General features: G+C 36.7%; 18 protein-coding genes. 6 read left to right on the top strand and 12 right to left on the bottom strand.

The annotated features are described in order from the left end of the window. Positions 1–6: 6 nt before the first annotated feature. Positions 7–645 (bottom strand): GntR family transcriptional regulator, encoded by a 639-nt coding sequence (locus tag NST76_RS06610; protein ID WP_058843316.1) that lies wholly within the window; start codon positions 643–645, stop codon positions 7–9. Positions 646–1,146: 501 nt separating this feature from the next. On the opposite strand from NST76_RS06610, the gene NST76_RS06605 reads away from it, so the two are divergent. Next, the gene (locus NST76_RS06605; RefSeq protein WP_342544818.1) at positions 1,147–2,424 is read left to right on the top strand and encodes a hypothetical protein; all 1,278 of its coding nucleotides are present in this window, start codon (positions 1,147–1,149) and stop codon (positions 2,422–2,424) included. 274 nt (positions 2,425–2,698) lie between these two features. Here NST76_RS06605 and NST76_RS06600 read toward each other — a convergent pair whose 3' ends face one another. The 3 genes from NST76_RS06600 to NST76_RS06590 form a co-directional block, all read right to left on the bottom strand. Further along, the gene (locus NST76_RS06600) at positions 2,699–4,375 is read right to left on the bottom strand and encodes a cold shock domain-containing protein (RefSeq protein WP_342442927.1); all 1,677 of its coding nucleotides are present in this window, start codon (positions 4,373–4,375) and stop codon (positions 2,699–2,701) included. 165 nt (positions 4,376–4,540) lie between these two features. Beyond that, complete coding sequence (locus NST76_RS06595) at positions 4,541–5,425, bottom strand: helix-turn-helix domain-containing protein (protein ID WP_342544816.1); 885 nt, start codon at positions 5,423–5,425, stop codon at positions 4,541–4,543. Between the two features lie 33 nt (positions 5,426–5,458). Beyond that, entirely contained in the window at positions 5,459–5,674 is a 216-nt protein-coding gene (locus NST76_RS06590; protein WP_342544815.1) for a hypothetical protein, read from the bottom strand. Positions 5,675–5,842: 168 nt separating this feature from the next. Here NST76_RS06590 and NST76_RS06585 point away from each other — a divergent pair, with 168 nt between their 5' ends. The 3 genes from NST76_RS06585 to NST76_RS06575 all read left to right on the top strand — a co-directional run bounded on the left by NST76_RS06585 (position 5,843) and on the right by NST76_RS06575 (position 6,875). After that, positions 5,843–6,040, top strand: coding sequence for a helix-turn-helix transcriptional regulator (locus tag NST76_RS06585; protein WP_340809465.1), 198 nt, complete (start codon positions 5,843–5,845; stop codon positions 6,038–6,040). Between the two features lie 88 nt (positions 6,041–6,128). After that, a complete protein-coding gene (locus NST76_RS06580) occupies positions 6,129–6,536 on the top strand; it encodes a hypothetical protein (RefSeq protein WP_342544814.1) in 408 nt (135 codons plus the stop codon). 24 nt (positions 6,537–6,560) lie between these two features. Then, a complete protein-coding gene (locus tag NST76_RS06575; protein WP_342544813.1) occupies positions 6,561–6,875 on the top strand; it encodes a hypothetical protein in 315 nt (104 codons plus the stop codon). Between the two features lie 90 nt (positions 6,876–6,965). Here the strand turns inward: NST76_RS06575 and NST76_RS06570 are convergent, their stop codons facing one another. Next, positions 6,966–8,231, bottom strand: coding sequence for a UV damage repair protein UvrX (locus NST76_RS06570; protein WP_342544812.1), 1,266 nt, complete (start codon positions 8,229–8,231; stop codon positions 6,966–6,968). 172 nt (positions 8,232–8,403) lie between these two features. Between NST76_RS06570 and NST76_RS06565 the strand changes: the two genes are divergently transcribed. Continuing rightward, entirely contained in the window at positions 8,404–8,607 is a 204-nt protein-coding gene (locus NST76_RS06565; RefSeq protein WP_249645838.1) for a hypothetical protein, read from the top strand. A gap of 106 nt (positions 8,608–8,713) precedes the next feature. Beyond that, positions 8,714–9,229: a hypothetical protein gene (locus NST76_RS06560; protein ID WP_249645839.1), complete on the top strand. Its 516-nt coding sequence runs from the start codon at positions 8,714–8,716 to the stop codon at positions 9,227–9,229. 38 nt (positions 9,230–9,267) lie between these two features. Here NST76_RS06560 and NST76_RS06555 read toward each other — a convergent pair whose 3' ends face one another. From NST76_RS06555 to NST76_RS06525, 7 genes are all read right to left on the bottom strand, one after another. Further along, entirely contained in the window at positions 9,268–9,939 is a 672-nt protein-coding gene (locus NST76_RS06555) for a M15 family metallopeptidase (protein ID WP_342544808.1), read from the bottom strand. Beyond that, positions 9,936–10,343 (bottom strand): phage holin family protein, encoded by a 408-nt coding sequence (locus tag NST76_RS06550; protein ID WP_342544807.1) that lies wholly within the window; start codon positions 10,341–10,343, stop codon positions 9,936–9,938. Before NST76_RS06550 ends, NST76_RS06555 begins: the two co-directional genes overlap by 4 nt. A 206-nt stretch (positions 10,344–10,549) precedes the next feature. Beyond that, positions 10,550–10,864, bottom strand: coding sequence for a hypothetical protein (locus tag NST76_RS06545; RefSeq protein ID WP_342544806.1), 315 nt, complete (start codon positions 10,862–10,864; stop codon positions 10,550–10,552). 21 nt (positions 10,865–10,885) lie between these two features. Next, entirely contained in the window at positions 10,886–12,409 is a 1,524-nt protein-coding gene (locus NST76_RS06540; RefSeq protein WP_342544805.1) for a hypothetical protein, read from the bottom strand. Further along, complete coding sequence (locus NST76_RS06535) at positions 12,409–13,521, bottom strand: siphovirus ReqiPepy6 Gp37-like family protein (RefSeq protein WP_342544802.1); 1,113 nt, start codon at positions 13,519–13,521, stop codon at positions 12,409–12,411. Before NST76_RS06535 ends, NST76_RS06540 begins: the two co-directional genes overlap by 1 nt. Before the next feature lie 2 nt (positions 13,522–13,523). Continuing rightward, positions 13,524–14,414 (bottom strand): phage tail family protein, encoded by an 891-nt coding sequence (locus NST76_RS06530; protein WP_342544801.1) that lies wholly within the window; start codon positions 14,412–14,414, stop codon positions 13,524–13,526. An 11-nt stretch (positions 14,415–14,425) separates the two neighbouring features. Further along, a complete protein-coding gene (locus NST76_RS06525) occupies positions 14,426–19,129 on the bottom strand; it encodes a phage tail tape measure protein (protein WP_342544800.1) in 4,704 nt (1,567 codons plus the stop codon). Between the last annotated feature and the right edge of the window lie 20 nt (positions 19,130–19,149).

Raw genomic sequence — 19,149 nt, 5'->3', positions numbered from 1 at the left:
ATAAAATTATTTAAATTGGTACCATAAAATAACATCTTTAATAGCCACTCGTGCATGATTAAAATCCGACACTTCTATACACCTGATAAACGTGTTGATGGACAGATGGTAGGATTCAACTAGATCCATTTTCCATTTTGTTTGTGCAGCTACATTTGTAACAAATATGGTTTCTTTAAAGAATCGTAGCATCGCAATATTTCCTGTAACATCAAAAAACAATTGTAACAAGTGCGCAAACGAAACAACATATTCATAAATATTTTCAGCAGACTTTCTTTGTTTCATCGCTTCAAAACGAAGTAATAGTTCATTTTGCAAATCGGCATTCCATTTAGGTTCACACTTTGTAAGTGCAGAATCCAATAGGTAATAAAGCGCTTCCAAATAATCCTTCAATTCCTGATCCGATATAGTCTTAACTCTTACACCTTTATGTTGTACTTTTTCGACTACACCATCTTTTTGTAAAAGATAAAGAGCCTCACGGACAGGTGCATGACTTACTTGTAACTCTTTTGCAATTTCCGCTTCGATTAAGCGCTGACCTTGTTCATAATAACCAGAAAATATGCGAAATAATAATCGTTCAGCTATTTGTTCAGCAATTGTTTTTTTTGAAATTGAACTTTCATCAAACCCCATCAAACCACTCCATTAAATTTATATCCTTTATTTTAACATAGTTTAGTGTATAGGGTGATTAGCTATAGGTGTTATATATTATGGATTATAGATTATCGATAATCTATAAAAGTATTTTAATATAAAAATCCATTTCTTTCAATTATCTTGTTTGAGCTGTAGTTTTCGGCCACTATTGTATAACATCAAGCATCTTTTAAGAGGCCCTTTAATTTGCTAAGAAAGTGGTTGTTAAGTTGATTACTTGTTTATAATAAGAGGCGTTTGAGATAGTTTGCAAAGATGTAGATAACGACACTCGAAAATCCTATAGTTTAGATTGCTTAAAGTTCTCCTTACAATTTGAGCACTTCATTACTAACTTAATTTTCCATCATTATTAGTTAATTATTTCTATTTTCAATTCACACAGCATTTCACCTAGGTCAAAATTTTTCAAAATCATCACCATCTTTTTTTCTCTTCATATTCTATAGAATCAGAATATTGAGGGGGAAACGTATGGGGATTGAATTCACAGCTCTCCATTGGATTTATGTTGTTTTTATTGTACTCATCATCGGATTTATGGTTAAACGTCGCGATACCACCCTCATTTGTGTAGTAGGCATCTTTATGCTAGCGATTGTTGCGACTGGCGATTTCACTTCGTCCATAAGTGGTGTGTTTAACAGCTTTATTTATGCTATTACAGAGCTGCTATCAACGATTCTTATTATTTCGATTATTGTTGCCATGAGTCGAGTGATGATGATTTCTGGGATTAATGAGGTTATGGTTGCACCTTTCACGAAGATTATTAAAACACCAGCACTCGCCTATTGGACGATTGGTCTATTAATGATGTTTATCTCATGGTTTTTCTGGCCATCTCCTGCAGTGGCACTGTTAGGGGCGGTGCTATTACCTGTTGCGATTCGGGCTGGCCTCCCAGCACTTGGCGTTGCCATGGCGATGAACTTATTTGGGCACGGTATTGCGTTATCAAGTGATTTTGTCATACAAGGGGCTCCAAAACTAACGGCTGATGCAGCTGGAATTCCTGTTGGTGATGTCGTTTCAGCTAGTATTCCACTCGTCATTACAATGGGGATTGTAACGACAATTGTTGCTTATTTTTTCTTACGACGAGATATGAAACGAGGAACCTTACTTTTGAATACTGTCGGTGAAGCTGGTGAAGATAGACATGAAATTGTGGAAAATTTACTGTCTGTCGGGCAAAGACGATTTTTTGCTGTACTCATTCCCATTGCTTTCGTCTTAGATGTCATTGCAATGGCTGTCTTTAAATTGCAAGGCGGCGATGCAACAGCTTTAATCGGAGGAACCTCTGTCTTCATCTTACTTTTGCTTAGTGTTGTTACTCACAAAGCTGAGGGGCTCGAAAAGACGACAAGCTATTTGATTCAAGGATTCCAATTCGGCTTTAAAGTGTTTGGACCTGTCATCCCTATTGCCGCCTTTTTCTATCTTGGAGATGCTGGCTTTACACAAATTCTCGGTGACCATTTACCCGCTACCTCACATGGAATTGTCAATGATCTTGGTGTTGGTCTTGCTGCGGTAGTACCTTTAACAAAGGAAATTGCCGTGGTCACTTTAGCAGTGGTTGGCGCTATTACAGGGTTAGATGGCTCAGGCTTTTCGGGAATTTCCCTAGCTGGCTCTGTCGGCAGTCTGTTCGGCAATGCCCTTGGTGAAGGAACCGCAACGTTAACTGCTTTAGGACAAATCACAGCTATTTGGGTTGGTGGCGGAACACCACTGCCCGTGTAAAACAAATTAATTAGAGGCTGGGACAAAAAGAAAAAATGTTAGACCAAGATATAATTGTTCTAACATTTTTTTGATTTAGGAAGGCGTATTTAACTACTTGAAGTAAAAAAATAATATACATTTTTATTGTTTTTCAATATAATCGAGTTATGTCCCAGCCTCTTTTTATAGTACTTTATTATCTATGCAAGCATATAACTCGTTTAGCACTATTTTACACATAATGTCAACCTATTTGTATCTGAACACAAAGTTTATGAGAGAATTCAAATTTTCAATTTAATATCTTTACATTTTTAGCTTGTAACCCTTTAGGAGTACTTATTATAGTGAAACTAACATTTTCCCCCATACTCAATGATTTATATCCTCTTTTATTTATTTCAGAATAATGAACGAATATGCTCTTTTCCTTTTCTGTTTCTAAGAATCCATACCCTTTATCATTATAGAAATTGGTAACTTTCCCGATTTTTTGGTTTGATTTAATATCAGATATTTTTAAAGCATCTCTAAAACTAGGGTGTATCTCCCAAGTGAACCCTTTGTCAGGATCAATTTGAGAGTTAAGAAGAGTGTGATCATCTTCAAAATGATGATGTTTATATTCATCATTTGTTAACTCTTCTCTAGCAGTAATGAACCCCATCCTAAAAAGAAAATAAGCTATATCCATTTCATTGGGGTCTCCAATAACACCTTCAATAGAAGGTTGCATTTTCGAAATAATATTATTTTTTATTAAATCTAATAACTCTTCTGTTGTATATCGAACTTGCTTTTTTGCAAAGATATTAATAAACTCTCTGATATTCGGGCTTTGGTGTTGATGTTCTCTAACAATATCTGTAATTCTCCTTTTTCCATATTCCTCTAAATTCGCTTTTAGTTCATATATACCAATTTTATCTTTCCCTTTCTTAATTGCAGCTTTGCCAGCGAAAGAGCAAAGGTGTATAGCCCATCTAGGTCTTCTGTTTGATAATGTATATATAACTACAGCTGGTTTTCTTTTACCTTTTCCCCATGGCAATATTGGCTTGAAAATTTCATTCATAATATATTCAATTTTTCTAGGATCATCAAAATTATTTTTTATGTACCCATATTTGTTATGATTTTTAACATGGGCTATAATATAGCTTTTTATCCTATTTGCAATTATATTCTCAACTTCATCTTCAGACCAACTTAAATCCATCATGTATTGAGGTTGATCTACTTTATCTAGCGCCTCATCCTCATCAGCAATTACAGTCCATACGTCTGTACGAATAGAAGCTCTAATAAATAATCCATTAACTTCTTGAATTAAATATCTACATGCAGTAAAAAAACTTGATAATCGTTTAGTTTCTTCTTGTGAATTATTAAAAGTTGCATCAATATCATCAATAAAAAACCAAACCCTTCGATCTTTTTTCTGTTGATATCTTTCTAGAAGAGCCAGTGGATTTTCCATTTTAGGTTTGTCTAACTCTATTTTTCCAACCTTTCGTTTTAACCTTTCAACTAGGCAACCAATTATATTTTTTTCTTTAAAGCCTTCTAGTTCTGAGTTCTCTACCATAGTTATGGTATCATCTGTAAGAGCTAGAGATAAATTTTTCCCTATTTCAGCAGTTATTCTACTACAAATGGCACTCTGCCAAATATAAATTAATTGTTGAACATCCAAGGTTTGAGGAAAATTATTTTTTATTAGATCTGAACCTTTAATTTGTATAACTATATCATCTTGGTTAGCATTAACTTTTTCATAAGCAACTTTTTTTAAAAGTGCTGACTTTCCCATACCTTTTTTTGCTCTAACAATCCATAATTTATCCTCACTTCTAAAATAATCATAAACAGATTTATCTACAAAATAAGAATCTAACAAGTCTATGTCTTCATCTTCAGCTGCTAAATTACCAAATAATTTAGGGTCATCTAGTTTAATATTATTCATTTATGAACACCTCTAACATATATTTTTTCTACCATTCCCTTAATTATACATTATATATTTTTTTTACACATTTTAATTTCTATTAGGATAAGTTCTATATAATGTTTTTAATAAAAACACCCTATTTCATTAGACATCATATCGAGTTACAAGTGGGTATAAAAATCACCATACCAACCAATTATCCAAAGTCGGTCTACTAATTGATTGGTGATGACTATCACGCTCATTCAGCCAATTATAGAAAGGTACTGGGCGCTCTCTATCTGCTTTTTCTTCTATAGATGATGATTTATTAAGCTTCATACTTGAACGCTCTACAGCCTTGTTATATGCTCCTGTGAATACGGCTCGTAATGTGCTTGTGACTGTTAAAATACCTTCTTTAATATCCATAGCAATTTTAAATAGCACGTTCTTAGCTTTTATAAATTCATCCACAGAATTTACTTGTGCAGCTATTACAACCTTGTGCAATTCATCTTTCAAGTTGTCTGTTAATGGCAAGCTATTCATGAAATCAAATAGCATAGCTTGATACTCATTCATCCATTCCTTATGAGCTTTTTTTTCAGCGTGAGCATTATTATATATTTCTTGTAAAGTGCTTGTTTTAAAAGATAAATGATTAAAAGATTTAGATGATTGGTTTTCTGTAAAATCCTCAGAAACCGCGTCATTACTGCTGGCCTGAGCTGTTTCTCGTTGGGACACGCTCGATGGGACATAAGGTAAAATGCGATAAATACTAGCCCCTTTAATGCCGTTCAGTTTAGTACTTGGTACTTTTTCGATGATGCCTAACTCTGTTAGTTTCTTCATTGATCGATAAACCGTCTTTGTGCTTATCTCTAATGCTGTAGCAATAGTACTTGCTTTCAAGTGGCATACACCTGTGTGTTCTAAGCTGTGTGATGCAAGTTTGTAAATGATTGCTCTTTCTGATTCTGTTAATTCGTAATAGTGAACTGCCATGTGGTCCTCCACACTCTTATCCATATCTGCTACTGAATTGAATGTTATGTATTGTGCTAAGTATTCGAATGCCAACGTTATTCACCTCACTTTCTATTCCAAACTTGCTTAGTCATAAAAATGAACTTTAACAATTTGAGCCTTTTGCTCACTACCTGTTTCCGTCGTCTTTTTGAAATTAGTTTCATCAACCATTTCAAATCCAATATTCATCAAAACACTTTGAGCACGTTCTAATTTTTTATAACCTGTGTCCACTAGCATTGCAGTACCTTTGCTTTTGTTTCCGTTTTTTGTACTTAGATGGATTACGTAAATATCCATACCAACACCTCCATTACGTATATACGTTTATTCGTAATTACTAATAACAGTATATTATACGAATATTCGTATAGTCAATATGAATTTATACTTTTATTTGATATTGCGTATAAACGTATATTCTGATATATTTTGAATAAGAGATCAATTAGCGAAGGGTGGTTTACAATGCGGATAAAACTAAAAGAAGTAATGGAAGAACGAGGACTCACACAATCAAAATTGGCTGAAATGACAGGCATTCGCCAAGCTGCTATCAGTGAAATTGTTAACAATCGAAGAGACACGATTAACAAAGCGCATCTAGAAACCATTTGTAAAACATTAGAAATAAAAAGCTTTGACGACATACTGGAATGGGATTAACAGATAACTAAATAAGGTTGTCTGTTTTTTGTATATACATTTTCCATATAGTTACCTAAAATGGAATGTAAGGAGGATGAACGATTAAATGGATACTTTATTTTTTATTTTGTCTGGACTAAGTGCAATCGCTATTTTTATTTTTGTATTCATTGCTACTATTCACTTTGGTAGAAAAAACAAATCAAAAGGTAAAAAGCAATTAATGTTTGCTGGTGCTTCACTAGTAGTAATGATCGTTTCTTTTACAGTTTTTATGTTCACGTTTGAAGTGCCTGAAGAGGAGAAAATTGATGTAGTAGAAACAGTGGCAAAATCAGAAGAAGAAAGCTCCACAAATACATCAGATGATACAATGAACAAAGAACAAACTGTTAATACTGAAAACTCACAGAAACAACCACAGGCAACAAAAGATAATCAAAAAGAAGATACAAAACCCGCAACGGAGCCAAGTAAACCTAGCACTTTGACAATACGTGAAAAAAATGCATAATTAAATCCTGCAAAGCCTGGAGCAATGCTTTATGATAAAACAGAATCGAAATTCAAAGGTATGGAGTATTATTTCGAAGGTGAAGTAGTTGGTGTTAAATCATTAGAAGGCTTATTCGGAAATATGGAAAACGCACTATTAATTAAGAATGACCACGGTTATGTACTTCCTGTTTTCCCTCCATATGAAATTGATGTGAGTATAGGTGATACTGTGGAAGCATTAGGACCATTATCAGGTGATGGATATGCTGCATCTGATTTAGGTGTCAGTAATGTAGTAGGAATGACAGGAGCTATGAACGCAACTCAAGTTAATGTTAATGGAGAAACACAATAAATCAGTCACTCAATCGAGTGGCTTTTTTTGAACAAAAAACAGGCCTCATTCGAGCACCTGTTCATTACTTAAATGATTGAAGTATTCAACTTATGCTAAATGCCCACCAACTAATCGATCACGGCTGATAGCTGTACCTGCATCTGTAAACGAAACAGCACGTAATAAAGCTGTAGCACCAAAACGATTGCGTATTGCGTCCATCGTTGGACCAATCAGCTGCCGTTGCGGTTTTCGATCATCGAATAAATCTAATTGGATACTTTGCTCTCGATCTAAGTTGGATATACGGACAGATAGTTGCCGAGCTGGTTCACCAGCAAAATGTTCATCGAGTAATTCAATGCAGACTTTATATATTTCGAGTGTTTCATTTGTCGGATTTGAGATAGTCCTTGAACGATGAAACCCTTTAGTCATTGCATTGTGACTGTATGATAAGCCTAAACTGATAGTACGCCCAACAAATCCAGCATCCCTCGCACGTTTCATGACATCTTCGCACATTTCGAGGAGCACTACAGAGATTTCTTTACGTGTGTGATAATCCCTCATCAGCATTTGGCCCTTCCCAAAACTTAACGCTCCATTTGCTATTAACGGCTCCCCTAATTTGGATAGATCTATTCCCCATGCGTGGTAATAGAGTTGATTGCCCATTATGCCAAATTTCTTTTCTAATTCATCTAAATCAGCATTCGCTAAACCACCGACCGTTTGAATACCCATTGCATTTAACTTTGCCTCCATCTGCTTACCGATTCCCCACATTTCAGAAAGGGGTCGAACAGGCCAAAGCTTCTGGGGAATATCTTCATATGTCCATTTAGCAAATCCAGTTTTCTTTGCCTCAATATCAAGCGCTAATTTGGCCATCAACATATTTGGTCCCATACCTACAGCACTAGGTACATTAAATTGGTCAAGTATGGCTTGCTGTATTTCCTTAGCTGTTTCCTCAGGTGAACCCCATAGCTTCTCTGTCCCTGTTAAATCCACAAAACTCTCATCTATACTGTAAACATGTATGGCATTCACAGGTACATAATTAGCAATTAGTTGTGTAATGGTCATAGACATTTGAATAAAGAAACTCATTTTTGGCTCAAATAACTTAATATCTGGGTGCTTTGGTATTTCGTAACGTCTGTTGCCTGTTTTTATTTTGAATTGTTCTTTCATTACTGGGGATGCTGCAAGTACTACACTACCAGGTTGATTAAAGTTACCAACGACTGCTATTGGGTCTTTTAAAATGTCTAACCCTTCGAGCATGGCGATACAGCTGGCATAGAAACTTTTCATATCGATGCAAATGATAGGTCTATCTGGCATTCCTTCGTAGTTTTCTCTCATCGTAGTTTCCTCCCATTGCGTCTCGTAATTTTTTATTTACTTATTCTAAGTAAGAACGTTTGTTTGTATACATATTAGAACAAACGTTTGCGTTTCATCAAATGTAAATTATGGAAAAATCCAGGCACTTCCTTTTAAAGATCATCGTATTATATTAAAAAAGGAGGATTTAATGAAGAAGAATCCGCAGACTGAGGCGAATAAGCGTTGGCAAGCGAAGAATAAAGAACGTGCTAAATACCTTAGCGCACGATCTGGAGCACGTAGCTTTATAAGAAACCACGCCTTAGAGGAAGATTTAGACGAGTTCATGGAATTAATGTTAGAACGTAAACAAGTATTATTAGAAATGAAAATAGACCAAGACGGCATTTAGCTGTCTTGGTCTATTTATTTCGGTTTGTATTTTATGGATATTAATCCAAATCACTTTAAGAGATCAGAATATAATACTAAACAAACCATAGAGGAGGAATCTAGACGTGTTAAGTAAACATATACAGACAAGCTGTTGTAAAAGTGAGGCGAACTACTTCCCTAAAATTGTTGCTATTCCTGGGCCTGTTGCACCTGTCACTCCTGGCGTATTAGGTTATGGGTCTCTGCGAGGAGATACATTAGATCTTTTACCACCTGGAGTGACGCCAGTTACATTCCATGAAGTTGGCCCTTTATCTAATGTAACAGTAAGTCCATCTGGCAATGAATTAGTAGTGCAAAACAATGGTGTATATCAGATTACTATTTCAATAAATGCACAAGCAACAGCATTACCTGATCCAAATCAACCGTATTTCACTGTTAATATTACAGTTAATGGGCAACCTATTTTTGTAGACGGAATAGCTTTCTTTAATGTGCTAAATAGAAGTAGTTCAACCTACATTGTTCAGGCTTCATTATCGGCGGGAGATATAGTGGGAGTTAGTGCTGGATCAGATTCGCCAATCACAGGTTACGCCAGCCGTTCTTTAACCGTTATTCAATTAAGTGGTTAAAAAATCTCATTGCCAATTAAGGTAACAGGCTTCTGCTGTTAAGCGATACGTTGTGCAATGATAATTTTCAATCCTTCAAAATCTCCGCCAGTTAACGTACCAGCGTCGAATTTTTCCAAGTGTGATTTATCAATTAGCTTTTTATCAACTGCTTGTTTGAGGTAGTCGCGTACAGCAGCTTTAGTTGTCTCGTTTGTGAATTTCATTGTGTCATCATCCTTTTCTGTTGGTTTTTGAGTACCTTCTACAATAAGTTGTACCTTTACAGCACTACTTGTCGGCACTACTACTTGTCCTTCTAATTTATAGCCATTAGGCATCTTCCACGTCGTCGGTATTTCAAAATGAGGCGCATCATACTGACCTACCGGCCAATAGCCTCCCCAAGTGATTCCTAGCTTTTTAGCGATGGCACCAACTTTTGAAAGGGTAGAAATATCATATAAATTTCGCGGCGGTGCTACAGCAATATCCCAAGCTCTACGTGATTTATGATTACTATTTCGTGTCCAAGTGACTACTTGCCCTGGTCTTGTTCGTCCTTGCTCATATAAGTAATTTTGGCGAGCTTGGCTGCGGTATGTCTCTGTGATGAATATAAAGTCAACGCCTGCCTTGTAACATTCTTGAAAGAGTAGTCGGCAGGCTGTTTGTGCGGTTGCTGTTAATTCGCTTAAATCTCGACATGTTGTTGTTACGCTTGTGCTCATTTTGCATTTTCCTCCTTCGTATTGAAGATTTCTAAAGCTTTTTTAACTGGCGCAGGCATGTCCACACCAAGTTTTGCTGAATTTTCTCCTAAGCTCACCAATTCGTTTAAGATGAACATTAAAACAACTGCATCAGGAATTATCTGTCCGATTGTAAATCCTTGATCTTGCAGCACTAAATAAATTAGATTAGCTACCACGATCCAAACCCACATCATGCCTTTTTTGATGATGCCTTGATAACCGCGCTTGCTATTAATCGTTCCCCAGTTAGCTGCCATACCTGATAGAAAGTCGATAGCGTTCAAAATTAACAGCACCGTCATTAGTAAGCCCCAACCGCCTACAAGCCACGACACTACTCCGCCTACTGTGCTAAGTAAAAATTTAAATGATTGTTCCATTTATCCACGTCCTTTGCCCTTTTTAGTGAAAATAAAAAGCCATGAGAAGCAATTTAAAAGCATAAAAAATAACGCTAGCTTATGCTGCGTTTACCGTTCGTCTGATATTGCTTGCTTATATGGTTCTGGAACATCCTCAATTGTAATTCTACTCATACTAATTAAAAACAGATACCCCCGTAATTTTGGTAGAAATACTATCTCCATTATGCATTACCTCCTGCAACTAAAATTGTTTCCCACAGATCGGCTACACTACCTTTTAGTGCTTGATTCTCTTTTTCTAATTCATCAATTTTCTTCAATAATTGATAAGCTGGTACAATCTGCTTTGTTGTAGATGATGCAGTAACGTTTCCATCTTGGTCTACTCTATCAACAGTAATAATAAATTCAAGTTCCATACCGATATCGAAACTATCACTCTTAGCAATTGAATGTCCTTCAACCACTGACTCTGGCTCTATTTCATGAATTTTAATCACTAATTTTGTGTCATCATCGTATTCTAAATAAAACATACTATGCACTCCTTTTACTTGTTATACTTGAACGACTGTACCTAACGGATTTGAAGCGAAACAGATAGCAAGTACATCACTAGTTGCCCACGTATCTGGATTTGTTCTCCCATGGGCGTATAATTGTACTCGATCCCCATTATTTATATCAAAATCCTCTGAATAGAAAGTACCTGAACTATTATTATTGTTTCTTATAATACCTTTTGGTACGCTATTGATATATATTTGACCATAGACATGTTCATAACCTTTTCCAGTTCCTGAGCCATACAGATCAAATGTAATTCTGACTCTGCCACTGAAATTACATATAATTTCTTTGATTTTTTTAAAATCGCTTGTGTATTGCACTGTATAACCTACTGCGGCTAAAACAGGCGCGTCTCCAACACTAGGTGTTGGCGAACCAATAAGATTACCTGTTACACCATCAATAGTTACACCGTTCTTGATGTTACCAGGAATCAATTGAGATAAATTCAATGCACCTGACTTCACTCCATCGGGTGAACCAAACGTCTTGCCTTGTCGTACATCGTTTGCTGTAACATTACCATACTCACCACCTTCACCCTGTAAGATAAAAGCCCCTGCACGATAACGTACAGTATATACTCCATTCGCTTTTAAATTGCTTACTGCAATACCATTCGAATTTTTGATTGGTATTGCACCTAATCCATTTATATTTAATGTCATTGCTGCGGTACTATTTGAGTTAACTGGAAATGAAACAGCTAAGCCGTTTTTATAGCTTGTAAGACCATCAATGGTTGCCGTTAATACATTTGCTGTGCCACCTATGGTTTCAATCCACTTTATATGTGAAACATCAGCTATATGATTATCAAGCCCTTGCTCTAAACTCGCTATTCGAGATGCTAAATTACCAGCAACATCTCCATCTAAAATATCCTTTATTGAATCAAACCAGATTAAAAATTCTTGTTCTTGAGCATCTTGCCAAATGTCTAATTCACCAGCAATGCTGCCTTTTATATCATTGAACCACGCTTGATACTGATTAAATATTGTAGTGGTATCTACTTGATTGACTGTTCCATGTACAATTCCGCACAGAGTACTATTTAACCGCTGGTCAGTAATATTAGCTTGAGTTATTTGAGTAGCCCCATTGTTGACTAGTACATCTGCAAGGGCTAGCTCATAAGCGTCTGCATCACGTTGTAGTGTTGGTGCAACTGGATTACTTGCAAATGTACCTTTTTTGACTACGATTTCTATTTTCCTAGTTAAATGATTAAGACGCATGACAACCCGGTCAATACGCTTTAAAACACCATCCGCAACATCTAATGACAACACATGATCTCCATCACTAAAAATAAAATAGCCGTCAATCCAGCCACTTCCTGGTTTAACGACTACTTTCATATTCTGATATGCAGCTACTTGAAGATTTGAGGATGGATTAGGAAAAACACCATTACCTATAAAGGTAGCGAAATATTTCGCAAACCACCATGCATTGTATTTACGATCACCGTTGACACTGTTGAAAATACCACTATATATCGTCATTACTTATTCACCTTCTTTTTTATCTTTTCGTAGATAGTTGGGATATTGCTACCAAAGTTAATACTAAGTGTTATTCCTTCCTTATTGCTTGTTAGAGTGGCTGAAATAACACGTGGATGCAAAATGCGTTGTATCTCGTCATTTCGTACACTTACTCGATCACCAAGCTTATAATCAATGTTGTACGTAAATTGACTATACATATCTACTTCACTTTCAAACGTTTCGATGATCTGGAAATCTGATAATTTTTCATCTCCGCGTTTTTGAAGGGCCTCTTCGTATTCAGCAGGAGACATAGTTTTTTTTTTGTCATTATCATCCGAATACTCACTTTGTAGGTCACGCGCATCTACATATAATTCGCGCCTATTGAACCCTTTTAGGTGGTCGTTGGTTACTACATGTGTACGTTCAATTCCTTCACCTTCGCCAGCAACAATAGCAGTTGTCCTATAATCTACTTTATTATGAACGTACTTTTGGTTAATGATATTGTCGTATTCTTTGCTAAAAATAACGTGTGGATTGTTTGTTTGTTGAGTGCTTCGGTCAACTCCTTGCCATGTAACGAAATCAAACTTTTTATCTAAATGATTTAGTAAAATATCCATGCTAATTTCATGTTTATTGCATATATCAAAGACATGTCCAATAACTTCTCCACCAGTTTTTGTCGACTCATCCTCAATGTTTATTCCACTGTTTGCAGCAAGCCTTAAATTAGGAATAATGCGATTAGGATTGTTGGGAGTGATAGCATTCATCGTGACAAAGTATTTAATTAGGTCCTCTACGTTACCATGGTAACGTTGCTGTATTTCAATTGATCTCCAGGAGAGCATGTAATTTAATGAATAAGCATGGATTTCTATTTCTGTTTCGGCCTCATCTGTGTAATCAAAGTGCTCAATTATATAGCCATAATTAGGATTGTCTTGCGTAGTTAAAATATTGTCATGCTTTAGTAGTTCAATCACTCCTGGTGAGCTTGCAATACGTAAAATTAACTGGCTTACCTTGTCATAATTACGTTCAATTACAAGTGACTTATATGCACTAATTTCACCAACAAGTTCAAACTGTAAATTAAAAACATATAACTCTATCATCCTTACACCCCAATCCTTTTTGGCGTAAATTCAATCGATACTTCTAAAAAATCTAAGCCACTCTTTGCATCGTATCGTAATAAATTGTCACCTGGCTCTAGCTGCAAGAATGTGGAGGACATGAAATCCAAGTTGTTAAAAATATTAGTCTTTACATTATTTCTAATCAAAGTAATTTTTCGTCTTCCTTTGTAAGTAGAAACCTCTATTACATCACCTGGTAGCATCCTAAAATTGAGGTTAAATGCTTCATAAGTGTTCACGTTAAGTAATTTAGGATTGACCACTTCAGATAGTGCGGAGAAGCGAATAGACATCCCTGTTGACTCACTACCTTCATTTAGCACATTCACAATAAGAGATGGACTTCGATAGCCAACCTCGATGCCTTCCTCCACAACTTCTAGAGGAAATTCAAGATTAGACACCCACAAGGCAATATCTACTTTTCTTGACTTTGCTTCATAGATAAATGGATCAGTAGCAACAAATTGTAGTAGACCTGTAGACCATCTGTTATTGTCGTTTTCAAATCCTTTAGGAAACAATGGTGCTGCTGTTAAATTCGCTGTAACATAGAGAGATTCACCAGCTTTTGTCGTAAAGTCAATTCTCATCGGATTAAACTTTGGATTAAACACTTTATAGGCCTCATGTCGTTTCTCTTCAATCCACCAATTCTCTGTATTCAATTTCTTTATATAAAACGGCACATCAATATCACGGGTAGAAAGCGTTGTAGATTGGTAATGAGCACCGTCAGAAGTTGATTCGGACATATGAACGTTTGCTCCTAACCCACTAATAGCAAAATCTTCGCGAATAAAAAAGTGACGACCGAAAACTATCGAATCGCCACGATTATTAGTGATTGTCATGTCTTTAATTATCAAGTCGTCACCTCCTAAAATCCAAATTGCATACGACGTAATGTACGTTCCATCTCTCTAGCTCCTGAATCATTAGTGTGGATGACCACAGATGGTTTAAAGTGTTTTGAGTTATCAATATTGCCCCTATTACTAGAAAGTGGTGCATTGTCCTCCACAGATGAAGCTAATCGTCTTGAAGCATCTGCAACTTTGTTCACCATGTCATCCATGCCGACAATTAGCCCTTCGCCAATATTGACCCCAAATCCTCGCATAACGCGCGAAGGACTATGAATATCTAACGCTTGTTGAATGGTACTCGCAATCGAATTAGCGATTTGCTGTGCTTTTGAAATCAGTGGTCCTTCCATACTTGCTAGACCATTCAATAACCCTTGTCCGGCATCTACACCAATTTGTTGCAATGACGATAATTCGGTTGCTGTAGTGCTTGTGAGCTCTTTAATTTTGTAGCCCCATTCAGCTTTTAAGATATTTAGCTGTTTTATAGCAGCTTCACGTAAAGCAAGAATTTGCTTGTCAGTATCTTCTTTCATACCCGCCAGTTCAGCTTCAGTTTGTTCTCTAGCTAATGCTGCTTTTTCTTGATACAGTGCACTATATTGAGTTAATTGTTCATCTGTAAGTTGATTAAGGGCCATTAGTTCTGGAAGAGCCTTAACCCCTAAGTCACTTAATTCTGCCAACAGATCAGCATCTATGTTTCGTGATGCAAGCTTTGCAAACTCATCTTGCCACTGTTTAAAACCGTCAACTTGTGATTGTAAATTGCTAAGTAACTCTGCTCCGCTATTTTTAATTTCAACTTTGAATTCATCAAATAGTCCAGCGAATGACATCAAGGAAGATTGGCGTTTATTGAATTCATCTTGATATGCTTTAGTCAGGTCATTTTCTTGCTTAATCAAATCATCATTGATCTTTTGCATTTGCCCTTGGTAGTCTTTGTTAATAGCAACAATCTCTTTATTAATCGTCTCAACAGCTTTTTGATATTCCTTTTGAGCTGAGATACGTTCTTTCGACCCTTCTGCAAATAACTCTATTGATTGCTCCCAAATGGCTGCTTCTTCGATTAAAGACATTTCCTCTAAGGATTTTTTATCAGCAATGAAATTTTTAATTACTTCTAAATATTCCTTCTCAGACTTTTCAACAAGTGCTTTGTACTTTTTATTGAAATCTTGGTCAGCTTTAAGCTTGTTATCCCTATAAGATGCCTCTAAAAGTGCAATGTCCTGTAGTTCTTTTTGAGTTAAAGCACGTTTCTTTTTGGCAGCATTGTTTCTGATCTTGTAGATTTTTTCTAAAGTCTTATCGTTTTTATCTTCATTTTTTCGATTAAATTCATCGATCAAATTTGTGTATTCTTTTTGATAGTTTTTAGATACGTTCAGAATACCATCACCAATATTAGACATGGCTTGATTGACCTTTGGACTGGACTCATTTAACCCAATCACTAGGCCTTCGCCCGTCCATAAACCAATTTGTTTGAATACACGCGATGGCGATTTGATACCCAAGACTCTCTTAGCAGTTGAAGTAATGCCATCAGCAATACCCTCAACTTTTTTCCATACAGCATCACCCATACTGTCAATGCCTTTGACTAGACCGTTTATAATATCTTTACCGACCTGAATTAAGTCTACTTTTTTCAAGAAATTTTCTGCTTCATTCCATTTTGTGGTAATTTTCGTTTTTACTTCTGTCATTTTGGAATCAACAGCCGTTTTCATTTCGTCAAGTTTTTTACCAGGCCATGATTTTATAGCTTCCCATTTTTCTGCTGTATCTTTCTTAGCTTCTTCCCATTTATTTTTTGTATCTTCAACTATTTCTCTTGCTTTTCTACCAACAGTTGATTTCATTATGTCCCACTTCGAAACAACTTCCCCAGTTTCCCAGTTTACTTTTCCGACATGTTCATCCGCTTGTTTTTGTGCTGTTTCTACAATTTTTTGGTGTTGTTCTTCTGCAAGAGAAATCGTCTGATCTTTTGCTTTAGTAGCCTCTGCAATCATTTTTTCAGCTTGTTCAGCTGTAATCTCTCCTGTTTCATCACGCATTTGAATGATTTTAGCAAGTGATTTGTCATAGGTTTCATTAGCCTCTTTAACGACTTCATCTTTTTGTTTGATAGCATTTTTTACAACCTCTGCTGCTTGTTCAGCAGATGCTATTGATGCATTTTCTTTCATTCGCTCCATGATGACTTTTTGTTCTAGTTCACTTTCAGAAAAAGTCCTTACTGCATTTTCTTTCATCATTTGATTGTAGTTATTAATAATTTCGTGCTCACGTTCAGTGAGTTGTCGATTTTCAGCAGCTGCTTGTTCAGTAATTTCTTTAATACGTTGAAACATAAAATTTTGTTGTTCAATTTCTTTTTCATTGCGTGCTTGACGATTTGCTAGTATCTTTTCCTCTTCCGCTGAAGAAAGAGCAGATGAATTCATAAAGAAACTTTCTAATTCAGATAATTCCTCTTGATGCCTTGCCTTCATGCCTTCCACAATCTTTGTATTCATTTCAGCGTATTTCTCTGCCATACCAGCTGCTATTTCTTCCGTCATTCTTGTAGAAGTAATATAAACCTCAGATAATGTTTTCGAAACTCCATCCGATAGTTCTAAGTATCCTCCTAGTGCTTTTTTAGTGCCTTCTGATACTCCATCTGCAAACAAATCAACTTGTTCTACTGCAGGGCTCATTGCCTCTTGCATCGTCTTAATTGCACCCACAGCTAAAACAACTGGAGGGGCAATAGCAGCAAATGCAGCTAATAATTGAGGGTTCTTTTCAACAATTGTGTCCCAGTTTTTATATAATGCAACTCCGCCAGCTGTTAACAATGCGATTCCGCCTATTGCCCAACCGACAGGACCTGTTATTAAAGCTAATGATGCACCAAATGCCGTTGTTGCTCCGCCAGCAGCGCCTATAGCAACGGACAGCCCACCGACTGCACTGACAATTGTGCCGATACTTGAAATTAAAGCTCCACCAACAACGAGTACAGGACCAATAGCTGCAGCTAATCCACCAAGTATAAGAATGGTCTTTTGAGTTTTTTCAGATAGATTTGCAAATTTCTCAATCCATGGTTCAACTAATTCAACCATTTTTAATACAAAAGGAATTAGTATATTACCAAGGGTAATCCCTAAGTCGACTAGTTTATTTTTCAGGATAATTAGTTGCGATTCAGTTGTTTTGTATCGTTGTTCAGCTTCATTTGCTAGAGCTACATTTTCGCCCCATGCTTTATTGGCAATATCGATTGAGCTTGCGAATAGTTCGTTAGCATTCCCAGCACGTAGTAATGAGTCTCGTAGAAGAATCTCCGTGATACCCATCTCTTGAAGCATATTGATGGCTGATTCGCCCGCTTGTTCTGCATTACCAAGTCCATTTATGAATGATCCGATTGCACCTACTGCATCCTTTTCGAATGCTTCCTTGAAGTCTTTACTTGTCATGCCAGCAACTTTCGCGAAATTCTCTAAGTCCACACCAGCATTAACAATGTTTTTCATTTCCTTATTGGTCATGCCTAATGAATCCGCTAGGGATGTGAAATCCATGCTGTTATTAGCCGCAAGCATTTGTAACTCACGTAAAGACATGCCTGTTTTTCTAGACAGTTCTTCCGTTTTACCAAGCCCTGTTGTTGCAGCTACTTGCATACGTACCATTACACGAGATAGTGCAGAACCACCCATTTCTGCTTGAATACCTACAGAACTAAGTGCAGTAGCAAGACCTAGAATGTCAGCTTCAGACATACCAATTTGCGCTCCGGCTCCTGCTAGACGTAATGACATTTCTATAATCTCGGATTCTGTTGTCGCGAAGTTATTTCCTAATCCAACAACTGTAGACCCTAGTCTGTCAAAGTCCTGTTGTGACATTTTAGTGATGTTTGCAAACCGTGCAAGTGCAGTAGCTGCTTCGTCAGCAGACATATTTGTAGCAACACCCATATCTGTCATGGTTCTTGTAAAGCCTATGATGGCATCATTTTTAATACCTAACTGTCCAGCGGCCTCCGCTACCCTTGCAATCTCAGTAGCAGCTGCAGGGATTTCTTTCGACATATTCCGAATCTCACCAGAAAATTGCTGAAATTCTGATTCAGTAGCATCTACAGTTTTTCGCACACCAGCAAAGGCTGATTCAAAATCAACGGCTGCTTTAAATGCTCCAACACCCATTGCAGAGATTGGTGCTGTAACATACATTGATAATTTCTTACCAACCTTCATCATCCCGTCGCCTACAGCAGATAGTTTACTGCCGACTTCTTGCATACGTTGACCGACTTGTGTCCACTGCGACGACTGGATACGTAATTGATTTGTAACCTCTGCTAATTCACGTTCTAGGCGATTGTATTGAGTTTGTGCTTGGTTAACCGCATTGGCTTGTCGTTCAATTTGAGCTGACGATGCAGTGCCAGATGCTACGAGTTCATCATATCTTCTTCGCTGTTCCTGCAGCTTAATTGATGCAGCATCGAATGATCGTGATAGTACATTTTGTTTTTGAGAAAGACCAGTCAATGAATTTTCATATTGTGAGCCTCTTGCCCGAATAGCCTGTAATTCACTTCCCATCGCTCTCATGTTTCGGTTTACCTGTGCTACAGTACCATTGAAATTCGCTGCATTTAAACTAAGACTGACTTCTAAACTTCCTATGCTTGCCATATATTCTCACCGCCTTTTTT

Source organism: Lysinibacillus sp. FSL W7-1291 (assembly GCF_038593415.1).
Lineage (GTDB): Bacteria > Bacillota > Bacilli > Bacillales_A > Planococcaceae > Lysinibacillus > Lysinibacillus fusiformis_D.
The sequence above is the reverse complement of the archived record's forward strand: the minus strand, read 5'-3'. Positions and strand labels throughout refer to the sequence as shown.

Excerpts from the sequence above, each read along its gene's own strand:
- NST76_RS06585 (WP_340809465.1), top strand. The coding sequence starts at position 5,843 with ATGCGGATAAAACTAAAAGAAGTAATGGAAGAACGAGGACTCACACAA.
- NST76_RS06540 (WP_342544805.1), bottom strand. The coding sequence starts at position 12,409 with ATGACGATATATAGTGGTATTTTCAACAGTGTCAACGGTGATCGTAAA.
- NST76_RS06545 (WP_342544806.1), bottom strand. The coding sequence starts at position 10,864 with ATGTTTTATTTAGAATACGATGATGACACAAAATTAGTGATTAAAATT.
- NST76_RS06525 (WP_342544800.1), bottom strand. The coding sequence starts at position 19,129 with ATGGCAAGCATAGGAAGTTTAGAAGTCAGTCTTAGTTTAAATGCAGCG.
- NST76_RS06555 (WP_342544808.1), bottom strand. The coding sequence starts at position 9,939 with ATGAGCACAAGCGTAACAACAACATGTCGAGATTTAAGCGAATTAACA.
- NST76_RS06580 (WP_342544814.1), top strand. The coding sequence starts at position 6,129 with ATGGATACTTTATTTTTTATTTTGTCTGGACTAAGTGCAATCGCTATT.
- NST76_RS06605 (WP_342544818.1), top strand. The coding sequence starts at position 1,147 with ATGGGGATTGAATTCACAGCTCTCCATTGGATTTATGTTGTTTTTATT.
- NST76_RS06610 (WP_058843316.1), bottom strand. The coding sequence starts at position 645 with ATGGGGTTTGATGAAAGTTCAATTTCAAAAAAAACAATTGCTGAACAA.
- NST76_RS06550 (WP_342544807.1), bottom strand. The coding sequence starts at position 10,343 with ATGGAACAATCATTTAAATTTTTACTTAGCACAGTAGGCGGAGTAGTG.
- NST76_RS06535 (WP_342544802.1), bottom strand. The coding sequence starts at position 13,521 with ATGATAGAGTTATATGTTTTTAATTTACAGTTTGAACTTGTTGGTGAA.
- NST76_RS06590 (WP_342544815.1), bottom strand. The coding sequence starts at position 5,674 with ATGGATATTTACGTAATCCATCTAAGTACAAAAAACGGAAACAAAAGC.
- NST76_RS06565 (WP_249645838.1), top strand. The coding sequence starts at position 8,404 with ATGAAGAAGAATCCGCAGACTGAGGCGAATAAGCGTTGGCAAGCGAAG.
- NST76_RS06600 (WP_342442927.1), bottom strand. The coding sequence starts at position 4,375 with ATGAATAATATTAAACTAGATGACCCTAAATTATTTGGTAATTTAGCA.
- NST76_RS06570 (WP_342544812.1), bottom strand. The coding sequence starts at position 8,231 with ATGAGAGAAAACTACGAAGGAATGCCAGATAGACCTATCATTTGCATC.
- NST76_RS06575 (WP_342544813.1), top strand. The coding sequence starts at position 6,561 with ATGCTTTATGATAAAACAGAATCGAAATTCAAAGGTATGGAGTATTAT.